We start from the raw sequence: 17,362 nt of genomic DNA on the forward strand, positions 1-17,362 counted from the left end.
CGCTTTCGTGCAAAGGAATGTCTGGGTTGTCTCATCCCATCATACGGCACCTCTCCCCCATTGCTGGGCTCCAGGAGAGAGGAACCACAGTGCTCTCAGACTCTCTCACTCGGGGCACAGGGCGGCCACAGCGGCTTATACCGTCACCTGCCGATTATGTGGCGCATGCCCCGTTTGCTACAGGAGAAAAGAACGGGCACGACGAAGCCCCGAACCTCCCCCAGTCTTCATACCGGAGTAGGTGCGGGGCCGTTAAATGCCGCGAGGCGGCACATCCGATGGATGCACCGCCCGCGTAAGAATCGAGAAGAAGTCGATTACTTGAGGGTGATGGTTGCGCCAGCAGCCTCGAGCTGCTCCTTAGCCTTCTCAGCGTCTTCCTTGGAAACGCCCTCGAGCAGAGCCTTGGGAGCGCTGTCAACCAGGTCCTTTGCTTCCTTCAGGCCGAGGGAGGTCAGGGCACGAACTTCCTTGATCACTGCGATCTTCTTGTCGCCAGCGGACTCCAGGATAACGTCGAACTCGGACTTCTCTTCAGCAGCCTCGCCTGCTGCGCCGCCTGCTACAACTGCAACGGGAGCAGCTGCGGTGACGTCGAACTCTTCCTCGAATGCCTTGACGAACTCGGAAACCTCAACGAGGGACAGTTCCTTGAATGCTGCAATGAGTTCTTCGATGGACAGCTTAGCCATTGTTTGGCTCCTTCACTATCTGGTGCGGACTGACGCCCGCGGTGTAAAACTTCAGTACCTACCCGGAAAGGGTCGGTCAAATTTAGGGTGCGTTACACGCTATTCGCGTTCACGCTGCTGAGTATCTCAGCGCTGGTGCAGTAGCACGAAAGGGGCTTATGCCTCTTCCGAAGCCTCCTCGGCAGCAGCGGGAGCTGCGCCTTCCTGCTCCTCCAGCTTGACGCGCAGTGCGTCTGCAACCTGTGCGATGCGTGCGATGGCTGCCTTTGCGCCACCTGCAACCTTGGACAGCAGAACCTCGCGGGATTCCAGGTCAGCGTAGCGCTTGACGTCGTCCTCGGTCAGAGCGGCACCTTCGTAGTAACCGTTCTTCACGATCAGCTGGGGGTTAGCCTTGGCAAAGTCACGCAGGCCCTTAGCAGCATCAATCAGGTCGCCCTTGATGAATGCCAGTGCGGAGGGACCCTGGAGGTGGCCTTCGAATGCGTCGATGCCAGCTTCCTTAGCTGCGATAGCAGCCAGCGTGTTCTTCACCACGGCGTATTCGGTCTCTGCACCGAGTGCGCGGCGCAGCTCCTTGAGCTGTGCAACAGTGAGACCGCGGTATTCGGTCAGGATGACTGCGTTCGAAGCTTCGAAGAGTTCCTTCAGCTCGGATACTGCAGCGATCTTTTCCTGAGTCGCCATGGTAGTTCCTTCTTCCGATTCTTGTAAGGTCGCCGGTAGAGCCTCGAAGCATTTATTGCAAGCAATAAAAAATGCCCCGACGCGTAGGCGTACGAGGCACAGTAGACGGCACCCTGCATGAGGGCAACGGCTATTCACTTCGAGTTACCTACGCGGGCGGCGATTTCTAGTGAAATCTGCTCTTATCAGAACTCTGTTCTTCGTCTCCATCGAGGTGGCGATAAAGGACATAGTTCTAGACCGGCGGTCTTTGGTTCATTCATCATCTCAGGTTAAAGCCCGAGTCGCAAGTTAAAAACGTGATTAAGCGGGGTTAATCACTTATTTAAGTCGATTAACCCGCGCTTTCTCCCCTCTGAAAGGCCCGATAAACCACGTTTTAGAGGTAAAAACGCTTTCCGTCCGAGAACAAGAAGCAGCGCTCAGCAGCCACCCCCAGGTGCACCTGCTCCCCTACGCTGAGCGAGGCGCCAATCAGGGAGGTGCCCTGCGCATCCGGGATAAAGAACTCAAGTTCCTGACCCGCACGCACACGGGCATACATTTGGGCGCTCAGCTCAGTTTCCGTCTGAGCCCGCGGGGATTTCAAAGGTAAGGAAACCGCCTCCAGCAGACGCCCGCGGTACAGCATGCCACCGACTAGGTGACGGCACCCGAGCACCTGCACCGGCAGTGCGTGAGCAGCGTCTGACGCCACGGGGTGCAACGCGGTCGCGCGGATTGCCAGCTCACACCCGGCAGGAAGAAACTCCGAGTCCTCAAGAGCCAATAGATTCAGCGCGGGCGCCGCCAAAAGCTTCGCCACCTGCAGAGTATGCGGATGCGCCAACAGACGCTCCGGAGTATCCACCTGCACCAGGTAGCCGGCATCCATGACCGCCACACGCTGACCCAGCATGAGCGCCTCATTCTGATCGTGGGTCACGTACAGGCCCGTAAAACCGTAGCGCTCGTGCAGACGCACAATATCCGCGCGGATACTCGCGCTCATCTCCTCATCCACGCTCGCCAGCGGCTCATCAAAAAGCACCACCGGAGCACGGCGAATCAGTGCACGTGCAATGCCCACACGCTGCGCCTGACCGCCCGATAGCTGCGAGGGCTTGCGAGACTCCAAGCCCTCAAGCTTCAACGCTTCCAGTAGCTCGCGGTAGTAGTCCATATCAGCCACGCCGGAGAACGCTCCCAGCCGGGTCGGGAAGAGAATATTGTCCTTCACGCTCAGGTGCGGGTACAGAATAGGACGCTGAAAAACCACACCCACCGAGCCGCGCTCCAGAGGCTGCCCGGCATAGGTCACCCGACCCGCACTCGGCTCCTCCAGGCCGGCAATAATGCGCAGCAGAGTCGACTTGCCCGTACCCGAAGAACCAACCAGAGAAATCAGCTCGCCAGGGTGTACATCCAAATCAATCTCATTCAGAACCGTCGTATCGGCGCCAAAGGTCTTAGCGACGCCTCGAATACGCAGGCCCTCAAAGGGCTCTGCCGCGGCAGAAGAGTGGGATGCAGAAGTCATTCCCCCATTATCGCCGAAACTCACACCCGGCACGGGCGCAGAAGATAAGCACCGTCATAAAACGGTGCACAAGCCTGGTATCAGAGTCTCATGTGAGCGCCCTAGCTCGGGCGCACCAGCAAACGCCCCTTCAACGCCAGATATAGCGTGCCCGCCCACAGGAAGATGAGGAAAGCCGTACCCGCCACCGTCAAGACAGGACCCACCAGCCCCAGCGAGCCAGCAGCCGTCAAGCGAACACCACTCGCCGCCATGGAAGCCATACCGAATGAGAAGCCCCACATGCTCATCGAGAAGCCGCCCTCAAGCACCCACGGGAGCAAACGCATCAGGAAAATCAGCTGCAGAATGCCGTAACCCGTCAGCACAAGGAAGAACCAGTCAACCGTGCCGCCATTAGCCGCCAAGTACGCGTTACCACCCACAAAAGGCGGTGCCATCTGGATACCAATAATGCCACGCTCCCCCTGAGGCAGCGGAGTCAGGGTGCGCAAGCGGCTCAGAATCACAGCCTCGATGCTGAACCACGAAATCAGGCCCGCACCGAAAAAGAGCATCGCCATATCGCGCCACCCCACAAAACCCATCGCCGTGGCAGTCGCAAAGTTCGTCGCAACCGTCGGCAGATACAGCACCGGCGAGGCAGCCTCGGGCGCATACCCGCCACGCCACGTGCCGGCGATACGGTGAGATGCGAAATACAACTGACCCACAGCTCCCAGCACAACCAGAGTCAGAGCCGGAGCCTCAGCATAGGGGTAGAGAGCCGCACCCACCTGTGCCGTCGTCGCCGGAATCAGCGAAAAGAAGCAGGTACGCGCCGGATGCTCCCAAAAACCACGCACCCACGCACGGTACTTCACCACCGAGTGAACCAGGAAACCCATAAGGAGCAGCCACACCACGGCGTTAAAAGCCAGGATGCTCTCGCCCACCCAATCGGGTGCCATTCCCTTCGACGCACCGGTGCGCCAAGCGGCACCCAATGCGCCGGTACCCAGCGCCACCGCAAAATAATTAACCGGCACACTAAGGCCTCGACGGGCTATCTGCGCATTCTGGGTAGAAGAAGACATAAACTCTCTCTCGTCATGGATGGGGTGATAAGGAAGCGTACGGGCTTCCTCCACCATCGGTTTTAGAGGTGCCGGGGTAATCACGGCCAGGAGTTCATTCTACGTTTTAAGCCTATAAAAACTGGAAGTCCATGACGCACTTTAACTGACGCCGGTCACGCAATGTCTTGAATCTTCACACTGTGTTTTGAATCTTCACACAGACAAAATCATGCACAAAAAAATCGCCCCCGACGCCTAAACGTCGGGGGCGACTACTAGCTCATGCTAGAAGCTACAGGTGCATACCTTAGGCAGCAACGGCAGCCGGATCAACGGGGATGCCGGGGCCGAAGGTGGTAGCAACGGTTGCCTTGGAGATGTAACGACCCTTAGCCGAAGAGGGCTTCAGACGGTTAACCTCTTCCAGAGCTGCCTGGAAGTTCTCCTCGAGCTGCTCAGCGGTGAAGGAAGCCTTACCGATGATGAAGTGCAGGTTGGAGTTACGGTCAACGCGGAAGTCGATCTTACCGCCCTTGATGTCTGCAACAGCCTTTGCAACATCCATGGTCACGGTACCGGTCTTGGGGTTCGGCATCAGGTTACGGGGACCCAGAATCTTACCCAGGCGGCCGACCTTGCCCATCATGTCGGGGGTTGCAACCGCTGCGTCGAAGTCGGTCCAGCCGCCAGCGATCTTTGCGATCAGCTCATCGGAACCAACGTAGTCAGCGCCAGCTGCCTCAGCCTCAGCAGCCTTGGGGCCTGCTGCGATAACGACCACGCGAGCGGTCTTACCGGTGCCGTGGGGCAGGTTCACGGTACCGCGAACCATCTGGTCTGCCTTACGGGGGTCAACGGACAGACGCATTGCAACCTCAACGGTTGCGTCGGTCTTGGTGGAAGAGGTTTCCTTCGCCAGGGCAACTGCCTCAGCGGGGGTGTAGAGCTTACCCTCTTCAATCTTGGCTACAGCTGCCTTGTACGCCTTGCTGCGCTTTGCCATCTGCTTTTCTCCTTATGCAGTTGTGGTCTCGTGAGCCGCGCTCGGCTCTGCCACATCCCGTCCATACGACGGGCATTTACAAGTTCTGTGTAGAAAAATCTACGGTGCCGATTACTCGGCTATTCGGCGAACCGAAATTACTCGACGGTGATACCCATGGAACGAGCGGTACCTGCGATGATCTTGGATGCTGCATCCAGGTCGTTTGCGTTCAGGTCGGGCATCTTGGTCTCAGCAATTTCGCGCACCTGAGCCTCGGTCAGCGAGCCAACCTTGGTGGTGTGAGGAACAGCGGAGCCCTTAGCAACGCCAGCAGCCTTCTTGATCAGCTGGGAAGCCGGAGGGGTCTTGGTGATGAAGGTGAAGGAGCGATCCTCGTAGACGGTAATCTCAACGGGGATGATGTTACCGCGCTGCGACTCGGTTGCAGCGTTGTATGCCTTGCAGAACTCCATGATGTTCACACCGTGCGAGCCCAGTGCGGGGCCGACGGGGGGAGCCGGGTTAGCGGCGCCTGCCTGGATCTGCAGCTTGATGAGGCCAGTGACCTTCTTCTTGGGAGCCAATGTAGGGTCCTTTTCTTAGCTGGGAACCGACGCACAGGAGCGTACGCCGGCAAGATGGTGACCGTGGCGCGGTCACCCGTGCATCCGCATGAAAGCGTGACATGCGCATACACAAACCAACATTCTAGCGTTAATCAGCGACTTAATCCAGCGCCAGCTAGCAGAAAGAGTAAACCCCACCCGCACAGCTCGCGCAGTTCACGACGCCCATACGCAATATGAGCCCCGCACCGAAGTGCGAGGCTCATATTCACACGCTAGAAGCGTTAAATCTTTTCGATCTCGGTGAAGCTCAAGGTCACCGGGGTGTCGCGGCCGAAGACGGAAATCATCACGACAATCTGCTGGGACTCGCCCTTGATCTCCGAAACAGTAGCGTCCATGCCCTCGAAAGCACCGGACTTCACGCGGACGTTCTCGCCCACAGTGTAGTCGGACTCGATAACGGGCTTGGAAACGGGCAGGCCCTGGCTCTGCTGCTGCTCTTCGAAGACCGGCAGGAGCATGTCAAAGACCTCGTCCATACGCAGCGGGACCGGGTTGTACGCATCCTGACCCACGAAGCCAGTCACACCCGGGGTGTGGCGGACAACGCCCCACGAGTGGTCGGTCAGTTCCATACGAACCAGAACGTAACCGGGAACGCGCACGCGGCGGATGGTCTTCTTCACGGTGTTCTTGAACTCAACCACGGTTTCCATGGGAACCTGAACCTCGAAGATCTCATCTTCAGCTTCCAGGTTCTGGATACGGGTCTCGATACCGGTCTTCACCTTGTTCTCGTAACCGGAGTAGGTGTGCACCACGTACCAGTCGCCCGCCTGACGGCGCAGCTTGGACTTGAATTCTTCCAGAGCGTCGACTTCCTCAGCCGCCTCAGCAGCTGCTTCAGCCACCGCGACAGCCTCGGTAGCTTCCTCAGCCTGCTGCTCAATAGCCGCAGACTCCTCAGTAGCCTCAGCAGCGGCTACCTCGACCTCTTCAATCTCGGATACCAGTTCCTGCTCGGACACGTCGCTCCTACTTTCTATCGTTAATCATCCAGAGGGGACTCCCACTCACCAACACGCTGAGGGAAATCACTGATGGGGCACCCAGAATAAGGATGCAGCCAGTACTAGTTACGCTGAATCGTTCCGTTACCGAAAATCCAGAATGCTCCCTGGCCAAAAAGATAATCCAGACCAGAAATAAGCAGGAGCATCACCACGACAAAGAACAGAACTCCGAAGAAGTAACCAACCAGTTCGCGTCCGGTGGGAGTAGTAACCTTCTTCAACTCCGCAATAACTTCACGGAGGAATGCAAAAATACGGCCGAAGAAACCGAGCTTCTTATCGCTCTTCGACGATGCGCCGGGCTTAACAGCCTTCTCGGCGGTAGCAGACGATGCCATTTCTTCTGCCCCTTTCTGAGTCTAAAAAAGTACGCCCGGGGAACGGGCGTACAAAGATGTTATTGAGGCAATAAAAGCAGGGCGGACAGGACTCGAACCTGCAACCTGCGGTTTTGGAGACCGCTGCTCTACCAATTGAGCCACCACCCTTTGAAGTTTTCACTTCAGGTGTGAGAGTTGATTCTCACTCGCTCGCTCCTCCATTGCCTCCTAAGCCGTGGCTTTAGAGGGGCAAACAATTACACCCTTGCGGGTGCAGAACTAACTGTAAACCATCTTTCGGGGCCGATGCAACTTCAGAATGTAATATTTTTTCGAAAAACCTCTTGAGATACCTTGACGAAGGGTTCCGCATCGCTACTAGTGGACCGTATCCTAATAAGAGGAATGCCGCATATACCCGCGCCACCATGCGCGAGATCATCCCACCTTCGCATTCCCATCACCTATTTCCCTTGTCGACTTCACGCCGGCAGCGCACACGAAGAAAGAGAAGAGAGCCCCATGGCGCGTATTTCAAGCCGCATCGGTGCCATCGCACCCTCCGCCACCCTTGCCGTCGACGCAAAGGCAAAAGCACTCAAGGCTCAGGGACGCCCCGTCATCGGTTTCGGTGCAGGCGAACCGGACTTCCCCACCCCCGCGCACATTGTGGATGCAGCACGCGAAGCGCTCAACGACCCCAAGAACTTCCGCTACTCCCCCGCCTCCGGTCTTCCCGAACTGAAGAAGGCCATCGCGGAAAAGACCCTGCGTGACTCCGGTGTAGAGGTTGACCCCTCCCAGGTCATCGTCACCAACGGCGGCAAGCAGGCCGTCTACCAGGCCTTCGCAACCGTCATCGACGAAGGCGACGACGTGCTGTTGCCCGCACCCTACTGGACCACCTACCCCGAATGCATCCGCCTGGCAGGCGGCAACCCCATCGAGGTTTTCGCCGGTAGCGACCAGCACTACAAGGTCACCGTCGAGCAGCTCGAAGCCGCATACACCCCCGCCACCAAGGCACTTATCTTCGTCTCCCCCTCCAACCCGACCGGTGCCGTCTACACCGAAGAGGAAACCCGCGCCATCGGCGAATGGGCACTGTCCAAGGGTATTTTCGTGCTGACCGACGAGATTTACGAACACCTCACCTATGACGGTGTTAAGGCAGTCTCCATCCTGAAGGCAGTACCCGAGCTCGCTGACCTGTGCGTCATTCTCAACGGCGTGGCAAAGACCTACGCCATGACCGGTTGGCGTGTGGGCTGGATGATTGGCCCGCGCGACGTTATCGCCGCAGCCTCCAACCTGCAGTCCCACATGACCTCCAACGTCAACAACATCGCCCAGCGTGCCGCTCTTGAAGCTCTGACCGGCCCGCAGGACGACGTGGAAATCATGCACGCAGCCTTCGACCGCCGCCGCCGCACCATTGTGGAGGGTCTGAACGCTATTGAAGGCGTGCACTGCCCCGTACCCACCGGCGCGTTCTACGCCTACCCGGACGTACGCGAACTGCTCGGCAAGGAAATTGAGGGTGTACGCCCGCAGACCAGCGCAGAGCTGGCTGAGCTCATTCTCGAAAAGGCTGAGGTCGCCGTAGTTCCCGGTGAGGCATTCGGCCCCAGCGGCTACCTGCGCCTCTCCTACGCGCTGAGCGATGAGGACCTGGCAGAGGGCCTGGCGCGCCTGCAGAAGTTCCTCGGTCAGGCACGCGACTAGTTCGTGGTGCTCCGGATTGCGTCTCTCGCTACGGTGGGAGGTGCGGTTTAGGTACTGGGTGAACCGGTACAAAACGATCAAACACAGGGCTATTGACCGTTTCTTGCTCTAAAAACCGAGAATCCCACAAATATTTAAAAATATTTTTAAAACGAATGAGGCTTCCCGCATCTTTACAGATGTGAGGAAGCCTCATTCGCCTCTTCGGTGCCATAGGTGGGAAGCGGCGGCTATTTGTATTTCAAACCCAAACATACAGGTGCCAAAAACCTGAACTTTTCAGCACCAAAACGGGCGTTCCCACGGCTTTCCACCACTACCCACACAACCCAAACATCGCTAAAATAGAGACCAAGAGAACGACCTCCCGTCCGGCGCACATCCGCGCGCCGAATTTGTGGAGGTCATAGTTATATACACGCGCGCACAACACCTAAAACGCGCAGACATTAGGAGCCAACCATGAAGATCGGTCTGCTTACTTCCGGCGGCGACTGCCCCGGCCTGAACGCTGTCATCCGCGGCGCTGTCCTCAACGGCGTCAAGAAGTACGGCTACGAGTTCGTCGGCTTCCGCGATGGCTGGCGCGGCGTCGTTGAAGGCGACTACATGGACCTGCCTCGCCAGAAGGTCCGCGGCCTGGCAGCCCAGGGCGGCACCATCATCGGTACCTCCCGCACCAACCCCTTCGACGGCCCCAACGGTGGCCCCGAAAACATCGAAATCATGATGGAACGCCACGGCATCGACGCAATCGTCGCTATCGGCGGTGAAGGCACCCTCGCAGGCGCAAAGCGTCTGGCAGACGCAGGCCTGCCCGTCATCGGTGTCCCCAAGACCATCGACAACGACCTGCGTGCAACCGACTACACCTTCGGCTTCGACACCGCAGTGTCCATCGCAACCGAGGCAATGGACCGCATCCGCACCACCGGTGAATCTCACCACCGCTGCATGGTCGCCGAGGTCATGGGCCGCCACGTCGGCTGGATCGCTCTGCACTCCGGCATGGCAGCAGGCGCACACGCCATCCTGATCCCCGAGGTCAAGGTCTCCATGGAACAGGTCGCTGAATGGGTCAAGGAAGTACACGACCGCGGCCGCTCTCCCCTGGTTGTTGTTGCTGAAGGCTTTATCCCCGAAGGCTTTGACGACGTCATGGCAAACAAGGGTACCGAGAAGGACGGTCGTCCCCGCCTCGGTGGCATCGGTGAGTACATCACCCACGAAATCGAGAAGATGACCGGCGTCGAAACCCGTAACACCATCCTGGGCCACATCCAGCGCGGTGGCGCACCCACCGGCTACGACCGCGTGCTCGCAACCCGCCTGGGCATGGGCGCAGTCGACATGGTCGCTCAGAAGCAGTGGGGCAAGATGGTCTCCGTTCAAGGCACCGAAATCAAGTACGTACCCCTCGAAGAGGCACTGGACGGCCTGAAGTCCGTACCTCAGGAACGTTGGGAAGAAGCAGCCGTCCTCTTCGGCCGCTAAACCCCGCAGGCTCAGCAAGACCGCTGAGCACACATACTAAAACCGCGGAGGCGGGCACTCGCAACGGGTGTCCGCCTCCGCGGTTTTTATTTCTAGTTCAGGCAGTTTTGGATTGGGGAGCGCCTAGCGCTTCAGGAAGTCCTGACCAGCCAAAGAACGACGCGCCACCTCACCGGACTCCGGCGAAACCACCGTCGTCTGAGCCACCGCATACTCGGTCGCCGGCGCCGGCGAACCGTCCGGCAGGAAGTCGCCGCCATCAACCGCACGCAAAGGCGCCTGCGGGTCAACGCCGCGCTTGATCACAGCCAATGCAATCGGGCCTGCCTCATAATGCAACGCCACAGAGGTAATGCGACCGACCGGGCGGGACTTGCCCTCCACGAACAGCTCACTACCCGCCGCCGGAAGGGTGTGCTCCGAACCGTCAATATCCAAGAACACCAGACGGCGCGGCGGGCGGCCCAGGTTATGCACGCGCGCCACCGTCTCCTGGCCCTTGTAGCAGCCCTTATCGAAATGCACAGCGGTACGGGTGTAATCCAGCTCCTGAGGGATGGTCTTATCGTCAGCCTCGGTGCCGTAGCGCGGGCGCCACGCCTCAATACGCAGAGCCTCCGCAGCCCACAGACCGGCAAAACGCGCATCCGAAGATTCAGCCAGGGCGGGCAGAACAGAGCGCGGCACAATGCTCAAGAAACGCTTGTAGTCCGCACCCGGGTGGTTATCGCCCGCCTCATCGTAACGGTAGCTACCCGGTGCCGGAGTGTGCCAGGGATCCTCCCACACCAGCGGCCGGGCCTTAGCGAGCGCCGGATGCACCGAACCGTCCTGCTGGATCGGGTTGCGGGCGCTCTCCAGCACGGCGTACTCGTTGCTGAGGTTCTGCACCTCAACACGCATCATGAACTTCATACGGTTCAGGTAATCGGTCAGCGGCTGAGCCTGGTAGCCCTCAACGATGAGCCAGAGTGCTTCACCGTCTTCGATAGCTGCCGGGGCGTACTCCACGCGGCCCTGGGGCGAAAGCAGCAGGAACTCGCGGCTCTCCCCGGCGCTCATACCGGTCAGAATCTGCGAGGCGATGGAGGTCAGCCAGGTCTGGCGGTCCGGCCCTTCCACGTGCACCACGCCCATGGAGGAGCGGTCCACCAGCACCAGCGGTTCGCCTGCGTCGGCGGAGCGGTCAAAGCTGAGGGCGCGCTGCTCCAGCATGGGGTTGCCGTAGTGTGCGGCGATGCCGGCATCCAGCCCGGAGGCGGCAAAAGCGCCGTGCAGGCTCAGCAGGGGGCTCACCGGGCGGGCGGCATCGGGCTGGGATACCTCAGCCTGAGGGGCTTCAATCGAAGATTCAGTCACGGAAGGTGCACCTTTCACGCAAAGAGTCTGCCCCGCCATTCAGCGGGGCAGACACAGGTTAGTTATTAGGCGGTGGGCTCGGAGCCGGGCTCGCCGGTGGGCTCTTCACCGTCCAGGGAACCGAACATCGAGGTACCCAGGGAGTCGCCGGTCATCGACGAGGTCTTACGCAGTTCAGCGGAAGCGTGCTTGTGCAGCTTGCCCTCAGCGTCAGCGACCTCCCAGTCCCACATGAGGTTGCCGTTGACCAGGCCCCACAGGCGCACCGAGCCAGCGTACTCGTGAGAGATGTCGTCGCGCAGCAGGTTACCGGTCTGCATGCGAATCACCGGGCCCTTGACCATGCCCACGTAGTTCTCGCTAATACCGCCGGGGTGCGCGATGGTTGCCAGCAGCGAGAAGCCGTCGTCCTCGTTGCGCAGGGTCTCAACGCTCTCAGCATTGGGGAACGCGGGAACAACGTCCTTGGGGACAATACCGAAGCCGCCATCGGCGTCGGTCAGGGGGCGGTCAATCTGCCAGAAGCCGGTCTCAACGGTGATGGGGCGCAGCTTCTGACCCTCGTCATCGAGCAGGAAAGACTCAGCGCGGTATTCGATGAAGGGCAGGCCGTCCTGCTCAAAAGTAATAATCTGGCCGAAGGGGGTGTTTTCCTGGCCTTCGTACCACATGGTTCCGGTACCCTCCCAGGTGCCGAGCAGCCATGCGAAGGGAACAAGTTCAGGGGTTAGGTTGGTAGGGATTTCAATAGCCATACCCTCTATTTTAGTACCCGAGGGTAAACCAGCGCCCCGTTCGTTCGCCCTCGGCGCGGGATAGTTCCCCGTCCACGCCCGGTATCAGACGTATAGAAAACCCCCAACCGGAGGGGACCGGGTGGGGGTTCACGCCGTCATTGGCGAGGCGGTACGAACCGTACGACCGCCTAAAGCCCTGTGTGGGCGATGCTTCTGCTCTGTGCGGGGAAGACTACTTCTGACCGCTGAAGAGACCACGCAACACTGCGAATGCACCGATACCGATGCACACGGAGATGATAGCCATCAGCGACATGAAGAGAGCTTCAAGAGCCATAAGATTGTTTTCCATGCCTTAAACCTACCATAGACCCGCCCCGAAAGGGCGCAGAATCAGCGGCAACAACATAGTGAACAGCACGATTCCCAACAGGCATACGCCCCGCCCGGCACCAGCAAAATAATATCCCCGCAGAATCCGGGTAGGTGCCCCATCATAGCCAGCTGAAAAGGCTGTATGAACAGTCCGGAATACGATATTCGGCCCGGTCTACACCGGCGCCCACAGCCGCGTCACAGCCTGGCGAGTACACTAGAAAGAGCCCAAAAGTTTTACACGGGAAATACATGGGAAAGGAGAGGGTGTGTACCGTATTGCGCTCATGAGCGACACCGCCGCGCAGGATATGATCCCCTCGCTGAGCCTGCTCAGCCACAAGGTACACGTCTTCCCCCTCGACACCGCCCACACCGCCCTCGAATCCGAGACCTTCGACCTGCTCATGGTCGACGCCCGCACCGCCCTCGTCAAGGCACGCCAATGCGCCCAGCTGTTGCGCGCAGCCGGTGTGCAGTTGCCGCTCATCGCACTCCTGAACGAGGGCGGCATGGCGGCGGTTGCCGCCTCCTGGCAGGTGGACGATATTGTTTCTGACCAGGCGTCCCCCTCCGAAATGGATGCGCGCCTGCGTCTGGCTATCAAGAGCGACGCAGCCGCGGAAGAAGAAAGCTCCGAAGAGCGCATCGTGCGCGCGGGCAACCTTGTCATTGACACTCAGGCGTACTCGGCGCACCTCTCCGGCACCGCGCTGAACCTGACCTTCAAAGAGTTTGAACTGCTCAAGTTCATGGCCCAGCACCCCGGACGCGTCTTCTCCCGCGCCCAGCTGCTCTCTGAAGTGTGGGGTTACGACTCCTACTACGGCGGCACCCGCACCGTGGACGTGCACGTGCGTCGTCTGCGTTCCAAGCTCGGCACCGAGTACGAGCAGATGATTTCGACCGTGCGTAACGTGGGCTATTCCTTCAACAGCACCCGCTAAATTTTGCGGTACCAACCGCTGTTTTGGCGTGCCCGTTCTCGAGTAGCCTCGCCGCTGAACCAGGTACCAGAATGTGTAAATGTTCCGGTTCTTGTCATATTCGCCCAAGACGAAGAGCAAACTCTTCAAAGAGCAATCATCCCCGGTAGAGTTGAATCAGAAGGCTACGAAAGAAGGCGATGATGGTACACAGTCAGACACCCAATCCCTCCACCCTGCCCGCCGAAAGCTCCCTTGTTTACGCGGAACCGCAGCTCACCGAAGAGCTGCTGGAACGATTCGATTCCTTTGCCCAGGCGGTTGCCAAGCACGACGGCGTTTCGGCGTTCTCCGAGCAGACCCGCATCGAGCTGAGCAAGGCGCTACGCGAAAGCACCCTCACCCCTCCGCGTTTCTTTGTCGCCGAGGACAACGGTACCCTCGCTGCTGTCTTCGTGGCTCTCACCCCCGCACATGACGAAGATACCGGCGTGATTGAGGCCGCCGTCGCCCCCGAATACCGCGGACGAGGCGCCGGCAGCGCATTCTTCGACCACGCCGTCCGCCAGCTGGGTGAAGACGCAGTACGCTACCGCCTCTGGGTTCACGGCAGCGCCACCGATACCGGCATTGAAAGCCCCGCCCACGCATTCGCGACCCTGCACGGTTTCGAGCCGGTACGTGTGCTGTACAAGATGGTTCTGCCCCTGGACGCGCAGACCCGCGAAGAGCTCGTGGAACGCTCCGATGCGCGCACTCTGCCGGAAAACCTGCGGATGCGTACCTTTACCGGCGCGGACGAATTCCCCTGGCTTCGCGTGAACGCCGCAGCATTTGCGCACCACCCCGAGCAGGGCAAGCTCACCCTCGCCGATTTGCGCGAGCGCACCGGCTCCCCCTGGTTCCGTCCCGAGGGTTTCTTCATTGCCTCCGAGGTTGAGGATGACTCCGCCATTGCGGCGTTCACCTGGACGAAGATCCCGACCGGCCAGGAGCAGGGCGAGCTGTCCCCCTCCGGCGAGATTTACGTGGTGGGCGTGAACCCGCAGGCTCAGGGAGGCGGCCTGGGCCGAACCCTCACCCTGCGCGCGCTGGCGTACCTAGCTTGTGCGGAGGACGAGAACGGCGAGCCGCTGCGCGCCATTGACCTGTACGTGGATGCCGATAACACCGCCGCATACTCCCTCTACACTTCGTTGGGTTTCGGTGTGGCAACGGTTGACCGCATGTACGCCCCCGCCCAGCAGGCTGAGCCCGCCGCCTAATTTTGGTGCGCCACAGTTGGCGTGCCTCTTCACGACTTATCCCCGAGCAGAAAGGCAAGTACAGTATGGTACCCGCCCCCAATGGCCTGAATAAGGCGCCTAAGCCTAAGCCGTCTGAGCCGGCACCCATGACCGGTGTCATTCACATCGGCCACGATATTTCGAAGATTGAGCGTGCCGAGTCCCGCGGCGACCGCATTGAGAAGGGCGAGAAGCGCTCCTACTTCAGCCTGGAAGAGGAGTTCGGCCCGGAGCGTTTCTTCGACCGTGAGAGCAGCTGGCTGGACTTCAACACCCGCGTGCTGGAGCTCGCGGAGGACCCGAACCTGTTCCTGCTGGAGCGTCTGAACTTCCTGTCGATTGTGGCGTCCAACCTGGACGAGTTCTTCATGGTGCGTGTGGCGGGTCTGAAGCGCCGCATTGCGACCGGTCTGGCGGTTCCTTCGGCGGCGGGCCTTAGCCCCGAGGAGCAGATGGAAGAGATCGCTGAGCGTGCTCACAAGCTACAGGAACGCCACGCCGACGTGTTCCACAACCAGGTTCTGCCTGCTCTGGAGGAGCAGAACATCCGCATTGTCGGTTGGGACGATCTGGATGCGGACGCTAAGCAGCGCCTGCGTCAGGAGTTCATGCAGGACATCTTCCCGATTCTGACCCCGCTGGCGGTTGACCCGGCGCACCCCTTCCCGTACATTTCGGGTCTGTCGCTGAACCTTGCGGTGCTGGTGCGTAACCCGCAGACCGGCAAGGAACTCTTTGCTCGTGTGAAGGTGCCCGATCAGCTGGACCGCATGGTCTCTGTGGATGGTTCCCGCGCCGCTAATACTGCGGGCCGCGAGAGCCGCTACATTGCGCTCGAAGACATCATTGCTGAGCACCTGGACACCCTCTTCCCGGGCATGGAGGTCGTGGAGCACCACGTCTTCCGCGTGACCCGTAACGAGGATCTTGAGGTGGAAGAGGACGATGCAGAGAACCTGCTGAAGGCCCTGGAGAAGGAGCTTCTGCGCCGCCGTTTCGGTCCGCCGGTCCGTCTGGAGGTTGAGGACACCATCAACCCGACCATCCTGGATCTGCTGATTTCTGAGCTGAACATTGACGAGTCCGAGGTGTACCGCCTGCCGGCTCCGCTGGATTTGCGCGGCATGAGTGCGATTGTTCGCGCGAACCGCCCGGCTCTGCACTACCCCAAGCACATTGCGCACACCTCCCGCTGGCTCAACGCCACCGAGACCGCGAAGGCTGCGGACGTATTCGCTGCCGCGCGCGATCACGACGTGTTGCTGCACCACCCGTACGACTCGTTTGCAACCAGTGTGCAGGCGTTCCTGGCTCAGGCTGCCGCTGACCCGCGTGTTCAGGCGATTAAGCAGACCCTGTACCGCACCAGTGGCGACTCCCCCATCGTGGATGCGCTGATTGAGGCGGCTGAGGCAGGCAAGCAGGTTGTGGCGCTGGTCGAGATTAAGGCTCGTTTTGATGAGGAAGCCAACATCTCGTGGGCTCGTAAGCTGGAGCGCGCCGGCGTGCACGTGGTGTACGGCATCGTGGGTCTGAAGACTCACTGCAAGCTGTCGCTGGTGGTGCGCCGCGAGGGTAACCACCTGCGTCGTTACGCTCATATTGGTACCGGTAACTACCACCCGTCCACGGCTCGTTTCTACGAGGACCTGGGTCTGATTACCTGTGATGAGCAGATTTGTGAGGACGTCTCCCGTCTGTTCAACCAGCTGTCCGGTTACGCGCCGAAGACCAACTACCAGTCGCTGCTGGTGGCGCCGCGTACTCTGCGTAGCGGCCTGATTGAGTGCATTGATCAGGAGATTGAGAATCACAAGGCTGGCCGCCCGGCGAAGATTCAGATCAAGTGCAACTCCATGGTGGATGAGGCCGTGATCGATTCGCTGTACCGTGCTTCGCAGGCTGGCGTACCGGTGGATGTGGTGGTTCGCGGTATTTGTGCTCTGCGCCCGGGCGTTAAGGGTCTGAGCGAGAATATTCGCGTCCGTTCGGTGCTGGGTCGTTTCTTGGAGCACTCGCGCGTGTTTGCTTTCGAGAACGGCGGCGATCCGATCGTCTACATTGGCTCCGCCGATATGATGCACCGTAACCTTGACCGCCGTATTGAGGCTCTGGTGCCGGTGAAGGATCCGCGCCACGTGAAGTATCTGCGTGATATGTTCACCATCTACATGAGTGATTCTTCGCGTACCTGGCACCTGGATTCTGAGGGCAACTGGACCCGCCACGACACCGACGACCAGGGCAACCCGCTGCAGGACGTGCAGTCGTACTACCTGAGCTCGCGTTCCCGTAAGAACGTGGTCGATAAGGTCTAAGACTTCGCCGCTGACCTTCCGGTAATTTCTGGTGGTGAACCCCGTCTGTTCTCGCGCTTTATGGCATGAGGCAGGCGGGGTTTTCCGCGTGTCGTGCAAAAACGTGCGGTGGACTAGTGCACTTAGCACAAAAGTGAACAACAGGTTACGTTGAGATTACAACTTGACGCTTCTCTCCCCTACAATTAGACGCGGAGCATGGTGCCCTCTGGCATTGTGCACGGCCTAGCGAAGAGGAT

At 59.5% G+C, this 17,362-nt stretch carries 15 protein-coding genes and 1 tRNA gene; 5 read left to right on the forward strand and 11 right to left on the reverse strand.

Going from position 1 to position 17,362, the window contains the following annotated elements; all coding sequences use genetic code 11:
* Nucleotides 1–317: 317 nt before the first annotated feature.
* The 9 genes from rplL to AB8C10_RS03130 form a co-directional block, all read right to left on the reverse strand.
* Entirely contained in the window at nucleotides 318–692 is a 375-nt protein-coding gene (rplL, locus tag AB8C10_RS03090) for a 50S ribosomal protein L7/L12 (RefSeq protein ID WP_005504884.1), read from the reverse strand.
* Nucleotides 693–848: 156 nt separating this feature from the next.
* On the reverse strand, nucleotides 849–1,379 hold the full coding sequence (gene rplJ, locus AB8C10_RS03095) for a 50S ribosomal protein L10 (RefSeq protein WP_049338065.1): 531 nt from the start codon (nucleotides 1,377–1,379) through the stop codon (nucleotides 849–851).
* Nucleotides 1,380–1,758: 379 nt separating this feature from the next.
* Entirely contained in the window at nucleotides 1,759–2,898 is a 1,140-nt protein-coding gene (locus AB8C10_RS03100) for an ABC transporter ATP-binding protein (RefSeq protein WP_368866804.1), read from the reverse strand.
* A 101-nt stretch (nucleotides 2,899–2,999) separates the two neighbouring features.
* Entirely contained in the window at nucleotides 3,000–3,974 is a 975-nt protein-coding gene (locus AB8C10_RS03105; RefSeq protein WP_368866805.1) for a TDT family transporter, read from the reverse strand.
* A gap of 289 nt (nucleotides 3,975–4,263) precedes the next feature.
* Nucleotides 4,264–4,959 carry a 50S ribosomal protein L1 gene (gene rplA, locus AB8C10_RS03110; protein ID WP_005504876.1) on the reverse strand — a complete coding sequence of 232 codons (696 nt, stop codon included), beginning with the start codon at nucleotides 4,957–4,959 and terminating at the stop codon, nucleotides 4,264–4,266.
* Nucleotides 4,960–5,096: 137 nt separating this feature from the next.
* Nucleotides 5,097–5,525, reverse strand: a complete 429-nt coding sequence (gene rplK, locus AB8C10_RS03115; RefSeq protein ID WP_005504870.1) for a 50S ribosomal protein L11 — start codon at nucleotides 5,523–5,525, stop codon at nucleotides 5,097–5,099.
* A 266-nt stretch (nucleotides 5,526–5,791) separates the two neighbouring features.
* Entirely contained in the window at nucleotides 5,792–6,538 is a 747-nt protein-coding gene (gene nusG / locus AB8C10_RS03120; protein ID WP_311473404.1) for a transcription termination/antitermination protein NusG, read from the reverse strand.
* 104 nt (nucleotides 6,539–6,642) lie between these two features.
* On the reverse strand, nucleotides 6,643–6,921 hold the full coding sequence (gene secE, locus AB8C10_RS03125) for a preprotein translocase subunit SecE (RefSeq protein WP_049353360.1): 279 nt from the start codon (nucleotides 6,919–6,921) through the stop codon (nucleotides 6,643–6,645).
* Between the two features lie 77 nt (nucleotides 6,922–6,998).
* A tRNA-Trp gene (locus AB8C10_RS03130) sits at nucleotides 6,999–7,071 on the reverse strand.
* Nucleotides 7,072–7,425: 354 nt separating this feature from the next.
* Between AB8C10_RS03130 and AB8C10_RS03135 the strand changes: the two genes are divergently transcribed.
* A complete protein-coding gene (locus AB8C10_RS03135; RefSeq protein ID WP_311473402.1) occupies nucleotides 7,426–8,628 on the forward strand; it encodes a pyridoxal phosphate-dependent aminotransferase in 1,203 nt (400 codons plus the stop codon).
* Nucleotides 8,629–9,090: 462 nt separating this feature from the next.
* Nucleotides 9,091–10,122, forward strand: coding sequence for a 6-phosphofructokinase (locus AB8C10_RS03140; RefSeq protein ID WP_005504866.1), 1,032 nt, complete (start codon nucleotides 9,091–9,093; stop codon nucleotides 10,120–10,122).
* Nucleotides 10,123–10,245: 123 nt separating this feature from the next.
* On the opposite strand, the gene ygfZ is transcribed toward AB8C10_RS03140, so the two are convergent.
* Entirely contained in the window at nucleotides 10,246–11,481 is a 1,236-nt protein-coding gene (ygfZ, locus tag AB8C10_RS03145) for a CAF17-like 4Fe-4S cluster assembly/insertion protein YgfZ (protein ID WP_368866806.1), read from the reverse strand.
* Between the two features lie 65 nt (nucleotides 11,482–11,546).
* Nucleotides 11,547–12,236 (reverse strand): FABP family protein, encoded by a 690-nt coding sequence (locus tag AB8C10_RS03150; protein ID WP_303975976.1) that lies wholly within the window; start codon nucleotides 12,234–12,236, stop codon nucleotides 11,547–11,549.
* A gap of 626 nt (nucleotides 12,237–12,862) precedes the next feature.
* On the opposite strand from AB8C10_RS03150, the gene AB8C10_RS03155 reads away from it, so the two are divergent.
* The 3 genes from AB8C10_RS03155 to AB8C10_RS03165 all read left to right on the forward strand — a co-directional run bounded on the left by AB8C10_RS03155 (nucleotide 12,863) and on the right by AB8C10_RS03165 (nucleotide 17,123).
* Entirely contained in the window at nucleotides 12,863–13,540 is a 678-nt protein-coding gene (locus AB8C10_RS03155; RefSeq protein WP_294627594.1) for a winged helix-turn-helix transcriptional regulator, read from the forward strand.
* A 179-nt stretch (nucleotides 13,541–13,719) separates the two neighbouring features.
* A complete protein-coding gene (gene mshD, locus AB8C10_RS03160) occupies nucleotides 13,720–14,784 on the forward strand; it encodes a mycothiol synthase (RefSeq protein ID WP_368866807.1) in 1,065 nt (354 codons plus the stop codon).
* 65 nt (nucleotides 14,785–14,849) lie between these two features.
* Entirely contained in the window at nucleotides 14,850–17,123 is a 2,274-nt protein-coding gene (locus tag AB8C10_RS03165) for an RNA degradosome polyphosphate kinase (protein ID WP_294627590.1), read from the forward strand.
* Nucleotides 17,124–17,362: the final 239 nt, after the last annotated feature.

It is taken from the genome of Rothia mucilaginosa (assembly GCF_964210535.1).
GTDB classification, from domain to species: Bacteria; Actinomycetota; Actinomycetes; order Actinomycetales; family Micrococcaceae; genus Rothia; species Rothia mucilaginosa_F.

Coding starts and splice junctions, on each gene's coding strand:
- rplL (WP_005504884.1), bottom strand. CDS start 692: ATGGCTAAGCTGTCCATCGAAGAACTCATTGCAGCATTCAAGGAACTG.
- rplJ (WP_049338065.1), bottom strand. CDS start 1,379: ATGGCGACTCAGGAAAAGATCGCTGCAGTATCCGAGCTGAAGGAACTC.
- AB8C10_RS03100 (WP_368866804.1), bottom strand. CDS start 2,898: ATGACTTCTGCATCCCACTCTTCTGCCGCGGCAGAGCCCTTTGAGGGC.
- AB8C10_RS03105 (WP_368866805.1), bottom strand. CDS start 3,974: ATGTCTTCTTCTACCCAGAATGCGCAGATAGCCCGTCGAGGCCTTAGT.
- rplA (WP_005504876.1), bottom strand. CDS start 4,959: ATGGCAAAGCGCAGCAAGGCGTACAAGGCAGCTGTAGCCAAGATTGAA.
- secE (WP_049353360.1), bottom strand. CDS start 6,921: ATGGCATCGTCTGCTACCGCCGAGAAGGCTGTTAAGCCCGGCGCATCG.
- AB8C10_RS03135 (WP_311473402.1), top strand. CDS start 7,426: ATGGCGCGTATTTCAAGCCGCATCGGTGCCATCGCACCCTCCGCCACC.
- AB8C10_RS03140 (WP_005504866.1), top strand. CDS start 9,091: ATGAAGATCGGTCTGCTTACTTCCGGCGGCGACTGCCCCGGCCTGAAC.
- AB8C10_RS03150 (WP_303975976.1), bottom strand. CDS start 12,236: ATGGCTATTGAAATCCCTACCAACCTAACCCCTGAACTTGTTCCCTTC.
- mshD (WP_368866807.1), top strand. CDS start 13,720: ATGATGGTACACAGTCAGACACCCAATCCCTCCACCCTGCCCGCCGAA.
- AB8C10_RS03165 (WP_294627590.1), top strand. CDS start 14,850: ATGGTACCCGCCCCCAATGGCCTGAATAAGGCGCCTAAGCCTAAGCCG.